The following is a 6,798-nucleotide window of genomic DNA, read 5'->3' as shown; positions in this document are numbered from 1 at the left end:
GCGTGAGGTTGACGCAGATGGCGGGCTCTGGCAGCTGTCACCAAGGAACGACGCGCCGCCCCAGATGCTCTTGCCTCCCGTTGACGCTGATTCCACAATGTACTCCGAACCTGCAGTGAGCCCGAACGGCCGCTACATCCTGGCGGGCGGGGCGCTGACCGGGTATGGCTGGTTGGGCATATACGATGCGGTCAGCAGGCGTCTCACGGTGCGCTTGCGTCCGCGCCACCTGGTTGATCATTTCGCGGCCTACGAATGGCTCGCCGATAGCCGCACAGTCCTGCTATCGTGTGATACTGAGAAGTACGACTGGCAATCGCATCGCGGTCCCGGCGGAATCTGGAAGTGGGACATCATCTCTGGCGCAGCGAAGGAGTGGCTCGAAACAGGCACGCCGATCTCGTGCGTGGAGGTCAGTCCGGACGCTAGCCGCATCGCATACCTCGTCCCAGCCGAGGACTCGTCCCTGAGCAAGCTGCGTGTCCATGAAATCGTCAGCGGTTCTACATCCACGGTTTGGCAGGGCATCCATTACGCCCATTTGGGTGACTTCTCTTGGGCGCCGGACTCGAAGCGGATCGCCCTTTCGGAAGACACCTGGGAAGACGGTGCCGCTGCCCTGTGGGTCATTGACGTCGTGGAACGCACGCAGCGCATCATCTTAGAGAATGCCACGGCTCCTGCATGGTCACCGCGGTAGCTTCATTCATCGTGCCCAGCCCTTGCCTGAGGCCGAGGCATGGGCTCCCCTGTGCGCGACCGGCGGCCACTCCAGGTCACGCCCCCGGCAGCCGCCACGGAGCCCGGTAGGGCTTGGACAGAAGCCGGTTCGCCTCCTCATCGTTGACGATCCGCTCGTTCTCGCTATCCCAGTGGATCTTGCGTTCGGTGAGCAGCGCGATATTGCCCAGATGCCCCGGGATCGTCGAGCGGTGGAGGATCTCCACGTCGCAGATCGCGCGCGTGCGCGATTTCACGCAGTCCAGGAAATTGCGCACGTGCGGCTGATTCAGCGCAGAGATGCCGCCGGACATTGGCGCCATTTGATCCTTCTCCGGCATGACGTCGAAGCCGGCGCGGTCAACGAACAGCGTGCCGTTGGCGCCGTGGAACTGCATGCCGTACTCGTGGTTGTCCACGAAGCGCCCGTTGCCGCCGCGGTATGAATAGGTCAGCGTGAATCCCGGGTAATCGTAGATCACTTCCATGGTATCGGGCGTTTCGCGGTTGTCCGGGACGACGTATTTCCCCCCGGACGCGGAGACGGCGAGCGGCGCATCCGCCCCCATGCCGAAGTGGATGATGTCAATGAGGTGCGTGCCCCAGTCGGTCATCTTGCCCCCGGCATAGTCCCAGAAGAAGCGGAAGGTGTAATGGCATCGGTTGGGATTGTACGGCCGCTTCGGCGCGGGGCCCAGCCACATGTCATAGTCAATCTCCGGCGGAGGATTGCAATCCGGCGGATTGCCGATGCCGTCGGGCAGCTCGTTGCCGACGTACCACGTGCGGCAGAGGCTGACTTTGCCGAGCAGTCCCGAGCGCACGATCTCCGCCGCACGCTGGAAGTGCGCGCCGCTGCGCTGCTGGGTGCCGCCCTGCACTACTCGCTCGTAGCGGCGCGCGGCATTCACCATGGCGCGGCCTTCAGCGATGCTCGCCGCCAGCGGCTTCTCGACGTACACGTCTTTGCCCGCTTCGCACGCCAAGATCGTGGGCAGCGCGTGCCAGTGGTCCGGCGTGGCGACGATGACCGCGTCTATGTCCTTGCGTTCCAGCAATTCCCGGAAATCGGAGTAAGCCGTCACCTTCTCGCCCGCGCCGTCCGCCGTTTGCGCCGCGCGCTCTTTGTCCACGTCACACACCGCGGCGAACTCGACGTCGGGGTTGCCGAGAAAGAAGCTCATGTTGGCGACCCCCTGGCCGCCGCAGCCGATCAGACCCATGACGATCCTGTCGTTTGCGCCGAATACGTTCTGCGATAGGAATATCGGTTGCACGACTGCGGCGGCGGCCGCGGCCCCTCCGGCCTTCTGCAAGAACTGACGCCGGGTGATACGGTCTGGCATGGTCGTGCCTCCTCGTGGTGTGGCAGTCTTGGGTGCATGTGTTCCGCGTTCCTGCTCGGCCGCCCCGTCGCGCCCGCGCATACTTCCGCCCGGAAACGGGAAAGCATCCGGTGGATAGCGCTTCATCTCGGGGTGTGACATGGCATCGCCCGAGGAGCACAACCGCGAGTCCGCTCGCCCACAGCCGCCACCCGCGACGCCGGTTGCCGCACGGGTCAGCCGAATGCCGGAGGCCTCGTTGGCGCTGACGATATGGTCGGCTGTTGGCGCCATCCTCGCCGCGCTCTCGCTCACTCCGCGCACGGATACGCTTTCTCGACTAAGCGTACTGTGGGGGATCAGCGGGCTTCCGGCGCTCGCTGCGTTGGTGTTGGGCGCCGTGGGGCTGGACAACCTTGAGCGCACCGAAGCACCGCTGTGGCGGCGAGTCGTCGCGATCGTGGCCGTTCTCGGCTCGACGTCGGTTGCGCTCGCCGTCGTCCTGGTCACGGCATCCTATGCCCCGCGGGTGGTGGATGAGTACACCCATGGGGGTAATCGAAGCACCTGCCTCTCGAACCTCCACGCGCTGTCGCTCGCGGCGAGGATGTACGCGCAGGACAACAGCGGCCGCTTGCCCCCGGCGGATGCGTGGTCGGATGCAATCTGGGGACAGGGGTACATCACAAACCGCAAAGCATTGATCTGCCCTGCCGCGCCGGAACTTCGGTCAGGCTACGCGTTCAACCGCGCGCTCGGCGGGCTTCAGGCGTCAGAGATCGCGGATCCGGAGCAGACGGTGCTCTTGTTCGACAGTGACTTGGGGTGGAATGGAACGGGAGGCCTGGAAGCGTTGTGCTCGCCGCCTCGGCACGGGGGAGTCAACATCGTCGCCGCCGTTGGCGGCGACGCATCCGCTGTGACCCCGGACGATGAACGCCACCTGATCTGGCAGCCGCGGCCGGCGAAACCGGCAGACGGGGCGATAACGCCGACGGCGCGCCATTCGGCGCCCGTGCCTCCCCCGACCCCCCGCTGACTAGCCTGGTCTATTCATACTACGCTTGAAGAGCGTGCTGGGCGGCGCTACGCGCCGCTCCGGAGCGCGGCGAAGCCCGCGCCACCTGCGCTTCACGCGTACGCGCATGAGTAATGCGCGCTAGCTCACCTCGCCGCCGAGGTAGGCCTGCGTGCGCGTATCGCGTGGGTCGGCGAACACTTGCGCCGCCGGACCGTGCTCCACCAGCTCGCCGAGGTACATGAAGATAACGTAGTCCGCGAGGCGCTTGGCCTGGCGCAGGATGTGGGTCACGATAACGATCGTGTAATCGCCCTTCAACTCGACCAGCCGCTTCTCAACCTGTTGTGCCGACTGGGGGTCGAGAGCGGAGGTCGGTTCATCCCCCAGCAGCACCTGCGGCTCCACCGCCAGCGCGCGCGCCAGGCACAGCCGTTGCTGCTGGCCCACCGAGAGCTTGGTGGCCGGCGACCGCAGGCGGCCCTTCACTTCCTCCCACAGGCTGGATGTCTTGAGGCACCGCTCGACAATCCCGTCGAGTTGCCGCCGGTCATTGAGTCCGTGTACCCGCGGCCCGTAGGCGACGTTCTCGTAGATGGACATCGGCAGGGGATACGGCTTCTGGAACAGCAGCCCCATTTTCTTGCGCAGTTGCGTGACATCCACGCGCGGATCGAGAATGTTGACCCCGTCAATCAGCACCTCGCCCTGCACCCGGACGCCGTCCGTCAGATCAAGCAGGCGGTTGCAGCTCTTGAGCAGCGTCGTCTTGCCGCACCCCGACGGCCCGATGATCGCCGTGATCTGACGGTCCGGGATATCAACCGTCACATTTCTCAGCGCGGGATGGCCATCATAATCAACGCTCAACCCGCGAATGCTGATGTGTGGCATCTGCACCAATCCCTCAGGTCTTCAACGCACCACGTGCCGCTCGAACCTCCGTGCCAGCAGCCGCGACGCCACGCTGACGATCAAGACGAGCGCCAACAGAATCGCCCCCGACGCGTACGCCCGCTGCTGCACCTCCGGGAACGGCGTGAGAATCTGGAAGAACACGGCGAGCGGCAGGGACGCCACCGGTTCCATGAGCGACGACGGGAGATAGTCGCTGTACCCCGCGGTGAACAGCACCGACGCCGCGTCGCCGATGCCGCGGCCGAACGCGAGCAGCGCCGCAGTCACGATGCCCGGCAGTACCTGCCGCCAGACCACTCGCGTCGTGGTCTCGATGCGGGTGGCGCCGAGCGCATAGGATGCGTCCTTCAACTCCGCGGGCACGAGGCGTACGACTTCGTCCATCGCTCGCGCCATGATCGGCAGCTCGACCAGGGTGAGCGCAATAACACCGCCGAGCAGCGACGCGCGCAGGCCCATGTAGAGCATGATGACGAAACCGAACGCCCCATATACGATGGACGGAATGCCCCACAGCACGTCGAGCGCGAGCCGCGTGTAGCTCGCGAGGCGCGATCGCCCGGCGTAATCCCGCTGGAGATAGAACACGATGGGCAGGCTCAGCACGAGGGCGATCGCCGTGGCCCCGACCGCAAGGCACAGGGATCCCGCGATCGCGTTGAGCACCCCGCCCTCCTTGCCGAGGTAGTAGCCCCCTTTCGGCGTCTGCGTGATCATCGCGAGGTCGAGAGCAGGCAGCCCGCGGACGAGGACGACGCCCATGACCCCGGCCAGGCTCGCCAGCACCAGAACCGTCGAGGCCATCATCAGCACCTTGAACAACGCTTCCTCGAGGCGTCGTCGGTCCATCTACGCCATCCCTCGTTCCACTCTGCGCAGCACGAGCGCCGCGAGCACGTTGAAGACGAGCACGACCACCAGCAGGATCAACGCCGCAAGCATGATCGCCGAGTCATACAGCCGGATGCTCATCATCTCCCCGTAGTTGTTGGCGATCAGTGCCGGCAGCGGGTACGCCGGGTCAAATACCGAGTGCGGCGGCTTCGCGACGTTGCCCACCACCATGAGCACCGCCATCGTCTCGCCGAACGCACGCGAGAAACCGAGGACGATCGCCGCCGCGACGCCGGACATCACGCTCGGTATGACCACACGCTTCACCGTCTGCCACTTCGTCGCTCCCAGGGCGAGCGACGCCTCGCGCGCCTCAATCGGCACCGACCGCAACACCTCATCGGTCACCGAGATGACAATCGGAAACACCATGATCGCGAGCACAATGCCCCCGGCGAGCACCGTGTAGCCGGTCGCTCCCGCCCCCATGCGAGACCCGATCTCGCCCACCACCGGAACCACCGCGAGCACGCCCCACAAGCCATAGACCACCGGAGGAATGCCCGCCAGCAGATCCACCAGCGGCTTCGCCACCGCGCGCATGCGCCTCCCCGCGTACTCGGCGAGGTACACTGCGGTGAGCAGGCAGATGGGAACGCTGATCGCCATCGCCAGCCCGGTGACCCACAACGTGCCGATGATGAAGGGGTAGAAGCCGAACTCTCCTCTCAGCGGATGCCACGACGAGGAAACCAGGAGATGACCGAGCGACTTCGTCGCAAGGATGGGCCACGCTTTGATCAACAGCGCGAGCGCGGTCGCGAAGACGAGCACCACGGACAACACCGTGGGTGCCGCCATCAACGCAGCCGCCAACCTGTCTTTCCGACTCCTCGGCACCTAGTCATCCTCAGCTGACACGGCTCCCCGCCAACATCCTTCGCGCGTGTGTGCCGCTCTCTCAGTCAGTGAACTCAACGCAGCTTGTCGAAGCTCGCGGTGAGCTTCTCTTGCGGGAGCTGGATGTAGCCGGCTTCGTCCACGAACTGCTGCCCATCGCCCAGAATCCACAGAATGAACTCGCGCGTCAGCCCGGTCGGCTTGCCCTTGGTGAGAAGGTTGAGGTCGCGCGCGGGCGGGGAGGGATACACCCCGTCCTTGATCGCGCGAATCACATCCGACTTGGCGGAGTAGAAACTCTCGTCGGCGTCGAGCGTGCCGTTGCCGTTGATGTCAATCGGCACCGGGATCAGGCCCGCCACCGGCTTGCCGGTGGCCGCGTCGTATGCGTAGTTGAGGTTGTTGTAGCCGACGCCGAGAGGGTCTTTCTTCACCGCGTCGGCGAGGCCGGGGTCGCCGTACACCGCCACGCCCTCAAGGTCCTCCTGGCTCTTGCCCAAATACTTCGCCCACGTATCCGCGGCGCCGCACGCGTCTGAGCGCGTGTAGACCTGCACCTTGTCCGCGATATCGGGCCGACCGGCAACGTCTCCCCAGGTGAGCGCCTTCCCTTCAACCCACAGCGCCGCGAAGGTTTCTCTCTTCACACCGTTTTGCGCCAACTCCTGAGCCACAGGGTTGGCGGCATTGGCCGTCGGTATCACCGCATCCTTGACCACCGACACCCAGAACCCGCCCTTTGCCGTCTCGTCGGGATGGATGTCGCGCGAAACCATCCCGATATCCACCAGTCCGCCCAGGGCGTCGGCCGCGCCCTTGCCCGCGCCTCCCGCCGACACGTCAATGCGTACCTCGGGATGGAGCTTCTGGTACTCCTCGGCCCAACTCACCATCATCGGATACAGTGCCCAGGCGCCGGATACGCGGACTGTGCCGCCCGCCTTCTGGCGTGCGCCGCACCCCGCGCACAGCGCCGCCGCGCCACACATTGCAGCGATTACGGTGATCCCAGCCAGCCGCCGCAGCAGAATCCGAGTAGGTGAGGTCCTCATTGCTGTCTCTCCATGTAGTTGTGGACAGTTC

Annotated in this window: 7 protein-coding genes; 2 read left to right on the top strand and 5 right to left on the bottom strand. The window is 65.2% G+C overall.

Annotation, left to right across the window (positions count from 1 at the left end; all coding sequences use genetic code 11):
- The first annotated feature begins 115 nt into the window (after positions 1-115).
- Entirely contained in the window at positions 116-700 is a 585-nt protein-coding gene (locus JSV65_11140; protein UCH33139.1) for a hypothetical protein, read from the top strand.
- A gap of 76 nt (positions 701-776) precedes the next feature.
- On the opposite strand, the gene JSV65_11135 is transcribed toward JSV65_11140, so the two are convergent.
- Positions 777-2,066 (bottom strand): Gfo/Idh/MocA family oxidoreductase, encoded by a 1,290-nt coding sequence (locus JSV65_11135; GenBank protein ID UCH33138.1) that lies wholly within the window; start codon positions 2,064-2,066, stop codon positions 777-779.
- A 238-nt stretch (positions 2,067-2,304) separates the two neighbouring features.
- Between JSV65_11135 and JSV65_11130 the strand changes: the two genes are divergently transcribed.
- The gene (locus JSV65_11130; GenBank protein ID UCH33137.1) at positions 2,305-3,084 is read left to right on the top strand and encodes a hypothetical protein; all 780 of its coding nucleotides are present in this window, start codon (positions 2,305-2,307) and stop codon (positions 3,082-3,084) included.
- Between the two features lie 120 nt (positions 3,085-3,204).
- On the opposite strand, the gene JSV65_11125 is transcribed toward JSV65_11130, so the two are convergent.
- The 4 genes from JSV65_11125 to JSV65_11110 all read right to left on the bottom strand — a co-directional run bounded on the left by JSV65_11125 (position 3,205) and on the right by JSV65_11110 (position 6,704).
- Positions 3,205-3,957, bottom strand: a complete 753-nt coding sequence (locus JSV65_11125; GenBank protein UCH33136.1) for a phosphate ABC transporter ATP-binding protein — start codon at positions 3,955-3,957, stop codon at positions 3,205-3,207.
- 21 nt (positions 3,958-3,978) lie between these two features.
- A complete protein-coding gene (gene pstA / locus JSV65_11120; GenBank protein UCH33135.1) occupies positions 3,979-4,830 on the bottom strand; it encodes a phosphate ABC transporter permease PstA in 852 nt (283 codons plus the stop codon).
- Positions 4,831-5,676: a phosphate ABC transporter permease subunit PstC gene (pstC, locus tag JSV65_11115; protein UCH36756.1), complete on the bottom strand. Its 846-nt coding sequence runs from the start codon at positions 5,674-5,676 to the stop codon at positions 4,831-4,833.
- Between the two features lie 113 nt (positions 5,677-5,789).
- Positions 5,790-6,704 carry a substrate-binding domain-containing protein gene (locus JSV65_11110; protein ID UCH36755.1) on the bottom strand — a complete coding sequence of 305 codons (915 nt, stop codon included), beginning with the start codon at positions 6,702-6,704 and terminating at the stop codon, positions 5,790-5,792.
- Positions 6,705-6,798: the final 94 nt, after the last annotated feature.

The organism is Armatimonadota bacterium (assembly GCA_020354555.1).
Taxonomy (GTDB): Bacteria; Armatimonadota; Hebobacteria.
This window is presented reverse-complemented; position numbering and strand designations above follow the sequence as displayed.

Bases quoted from the DNA above. Each gene is read 5' to 3' on its own strand.
- JSV65_11135 (UCH33138.1), bottom strand. From the start codon at position 2,066: ATGCCAGACCGTATCACCCGGCGTCAGTTCTTGCAGAAGGCCGGAGGG.
- JSV65_11125 (UCH33136.1), bottom strand. From the start codon at position 3,957: ATGCCACACATCAGCATTCGCGGGTTGAGCGTTGATTATGATGGCCAT.
- pstC (UCH36756.1), bottom strand. From the start codon at position 5,676: ATGGCGGCACCCACGGTGTTGTCCGTGGTGCTCGTCTTCGCGACCGCG.
- JSV65_11110 (UCH36755.1), bottom strand. From the start codon at position 6,704: ATGTGTGGCGCGGCGGCGCTGTGCGCGGGGTGCGGCGCACGCCAGAAG.
- pstA (UCH33135.1), bottom strand. From the start codon at position 4,830: ATGGACCGACGACGCCTCGAGGAAGCGTTGTTCAAGGTGCTGATGATG.